The sequence below is a fragment of the Methylobacterium sp. CCH7-A2 genome, from assembly GCF_001557075.1.
Lineage (GTDB): Bacteria > Pseudomonadota > Alphaproteobacteria > Rhizobiales > Beijerinckiaceae > Allobosea > Allobosea massiliensis.
The window spans coordinates 1-3,467 of sequence record NZ_LSKN01000047.1 but is presented as its reverse complement, the minus strand read 5'-3'; the positions used below and the strand labels follow the sequence as shown (position 1 = coordinate 3,467).

The 3,467-nt window shown below is 60.7% G+C and carries 4 protein-coding genes; 2 read left to right on the top strand and 2 right to left on the bottom strand.

Annotation, left to right across the window (positions count from 1 at the left end; all coding sequences use genetic code 11):
- Nucleotides 1–199, bottom strand: a 199-nt coding sequence (locus AX750_RS26705; RefSeq protein ID WP_210173035.1) for a hypothetical protein, incomplete at its 3' end; no start/stop codon positions are given.
- A gap of 516 nt (nucleotides 200–715) precedes the next feature.
- The gene (locus tag AX750_RS25835; RefSeq protein ID WP_156446431.1) at nucleotides 716–865 is read right to left on the bottom strand and encodes a hypothetical protein; all 150 of its coding nucleotides are present in this window, start codon (nucleotides 863–865) and stop codon (nucleotides 716–718) included.
- 1,978 nt (nucleotides 866–2,843) lie between these two features.
- Here AX750_RS25835 and AX750_RS25340 point away from each other — a divergent pair.
- A complete protein-coding gene (locus AX750_RS25340) occupies nucleotides 2,844–3,155 on the top strand; it encodes an STAS domain-containing protein (protein WP_197426534.1) in 312 nt (103 codons plus the stop codon).
- Nucleotides 3,156–3,157: 2 nt separating this feature from the next.
- Nucleotides 3,158–3,467, top strand: a 310-nt coding sequence (locus tag AX750_RS03835; RefSeq protein WP_066717792.1) for a response regulator, incomplete at its 3' end; no start/stop codon positions are given.

The following is a 3,467-nucleotide window of genomic DNA, read 5'->3' as shown; positions in this document are numbered from 1 at the left end:
CCATGGTTCTTATCCGCCGCATCGCGCGAGCGTCATGAGTTCCGGGACGGACTCTGAGGCAGTCCTGATAGAGCTCCTTCAGATCTCCCAGGATCGGGAGGGTATCGATGGCGGTGCCCTGGCCGGCGATGATCAAGGCACAAGCCTGCTGATGCAGCGCACGGTTCTGGTCAGCCAACCTTTCCAGACGCGACACCACTGCAGCTCGCTCCTCGTTGCTCAGGACGCAGTCCCACCATGGGCGCTGGCACGGATTGCCAGTCCCGTCTCTCGAACCGGGTCATTTTGGAAAGCCGATTACTCTCGGCGGCTCACGCGTAGGATCGGCGATGCCCATCAATCGTCAACAGGAATATCGCCAGTGTTCCACATTTTCACTTTTTGCGAATCGAAAGGCTTAGAATCCGCGGGCGGCTGCATCGATTCTGGATTTTATGCAAGCCTATTGTCGCGTTGCTTCATTGAAAATGTGGAACACTTGTGCGCCCGCCGCCGATGAAGTGGCTGTAGCGGTACGGATGTCCGCCCCACCTATCGGCGGCTTTCTGGCTTTCGCTGATCTTGTTCCAGCCGGCGCTTTCGCTTCGCGGGGGCGACGCCAAGCGGGTTTTGCCGGGCTGATCAGGTGCCAACGGCTGGTAGATTGCTGAGAAGATCACCGATGAGCGATGCGATGCCTTTCAGCGTGATGGCGTGGGCGCCTTGGGCGGCCTATTTACTGCTCCTGTTCGAACAGGATCGCATTGGCGAGTCTGATTGTGGGCGGCTTCGCCGGTGATCCCGACAGCCGCGCAGCCAGGTTGCCGACAAACTCGATCCGGCGGTTGATCTCGCCGTTGCGGCGCTTCCAGCGGGTTCGAAGCACGAAGTATCACGCGGCGAACGGGAGCTGCGAGACCTGGCTCGTCAAGATGCCGCTCATCCGCGTCACTGTGACCAGATCGTCGACCGAACGGCTCGAGATGCCCTGGCTGCAGGCCACGTCGATCACGGTGTTGAGCGCCTTTCTGCCATGTGCCTGGGGGCGAGGAAGCCCGGTCAGGAGAAGCCCTCAGCGCGGGCACGTGTAGATAGGTCGTGCTCGTGCGCGTCCCCGGCTGCAGCCGCAAAGTTACGCCAAGCGCTCCGGGCTGTTCCCGCTAACGGTGCGTGCCGCTTGGCCGCCGACCTCCAGCACCATCAGTGGTCGCGAGCCAAAGCCGATCATCTGCCGAGAAGATCGGGGAAGGTGGGCTCTTCGCTAGCCCAAGCCGGTTCGTCATCTGGTTGGTCATCGGGGCATCTGAGCGTTTGCAAGTCGAGCCCAACCATCTCGGCTGCACCATCGCCAAAGGCCCGCTCGTCGGTACGCGCCGATGCAACGTCGACCATTGCCATCGGTGATCGGCAGGCTCCCTCCCTGCACCCCCAGGGCACGTTACGGGCGCGATCCAGATACGATATCAGCGATAAAAACGTCGCTCGACGGCACATCCCGCCGAGCGAGGTAGCCTACTGCACCCCCAAATCAGTGATTGCACCCCTACTGGTGCAGGGGTGCAATCACGACATCGTACTCTATCGGGATTTTTTCGCCCTGACAGGCGGTCATCGCAGTTCATAGAGGCGAAACAGAACGTGCGATGAGGCCTGGAATCGCGCCATTCCGGCCCGGTTCCATTAGGTTGGCCCTAGGAAAATGAAGGCACGATACCGCAAAGTTGATGCAAACCCTGCGGGCCGCGTCGACTTTGCTATCGCGAACAAGGGCACGACATACAAAAATGGCGCATTCTCCGCCATTTCCGTCCTCGCGCGAGGATCAAGGAAGGGCACGACAGACAGACGTGACGGTGCCCGTCTCTTCCGTCGTGAAAGGCACGATACCGCGAACTTGGCGGCAGGCCGCCTAGTTCGGCTTGAGCCAAGATTGAAGGCACGACATACAATTTGACTGCAAGTCGGCGAATAGCCTCCCTCGCAGTAAAATCATGAGGCCCGCAGGGGCGGTCCCGTGCTCGCCGAGGGGTCTCCCGAAGAGCTTGGCCAGGCCGTCGCTGGCCTACGTTGGCTTCTCGAATCCGGCTCGGTCGGCCTCGTCCCGCGCGCTCCATTGGCATGGATCGCGCCGCCCCGAGAGGGCGGCTGCGTGATGTTCGAGAGCGACGGCTTGTTTGCGGGGCGACGACGGGCGGATGTGACACGAATACGGCACTTCCTCGCAGTGTCATGCACCAGGTTGCGACGACCGTCCCAGCTGATTAAGCAGATCGAGAAGTTCCTCTTTGCGAGATGCGCCAGCTATACCCCAAAGCCGAAATTCAAACCGGACGGGGAGAAACTCGGCTGCACTGCGTCATGCGGCTCGTGCATCGGGTGGTTGAGGGAGATTGAGACGGACCCTTCCCGCTGGTCGCATGGATGGCTGCATGGCCATCACCAACTGACGCCGGCCCCGACAAGCCGAACGATCGTAAACCTTAGCCAGAGGCGATCAGCCCTAACCTCGGACGATTCCAGCTCGAGCTGGCTCAAATCGGGGAGCACATCACGTCCTGACGTGCGGATCTTGGAGCTTGTTGCAAAGGCTCGGGGCGAGCGATGCTCGACACACCTGAGAGGGCCAGTGTCGTCACTGAGATTATGGTCGGCGCTGACCAATGGCGCGTCATCCGCTTCCCGCGCCCCAGCAGATATGCCGCGCTTGATCAAAGACAACAATCTCACCAGTGACCGGACAGACGCTCATTCTTACAAACTCATAAAATAAAAAGACCGTATTTTATCGAAAGATGCAATCTTTTTCGCTTAATCATCATATATCAAGCGCGAAAATCGAAATGACGTTGAGTTTGATCTAGATCGTGACTGCACTCGATAAATTCAAAACCTACCGGTTTGTGTTGCCGCCGGATTGTACGCTTCGTCACGCCAAGGCGACGGCCGCCTCCCTGGCCGGTCTTCTCGAGGCTGGGTCCGTGATCGAGATCGACTGCGCCGGCGTCGAGCAGGCCGACATCACCTTCGTGCAAACACTCCTGGCCGCCAGCCGCAGCTGCGCCGCCCGCAACCTGCCCTTCACCCTCACCAGCATCAGCGACGTCGTCGCTTCCGCCTTCCACCGGGCCGGCGTGACGCCGCCCGGCACGATGCCTTCCGAACTGTCCGGGATCTGACCATGGCCAACATCCTCATCGTCGACGATTCGCCGAGCGTCCGGCAGATGATCAAGCTGGTGCTGGGACCGGCCGGGCACAATGTCGTCGAGGCCGGCGACGGCGCGGAGGGGCTGGCCAAGGCCAAGGCGCAGAGCTTCGAACTCGTCATCACCGACCTCAACATGCCGGTGATGAATGGCATGCAAATGATCAAGGCCCTGCGCGCCCTGCCGGCCTTCATGGGCACGCCCATCGTCTTCCTGACCACCGAATCCGACGACGCCGTCAAGCAGGAGGCCAAGGCCGCCGGCGCGACGGGCTGGATCACCA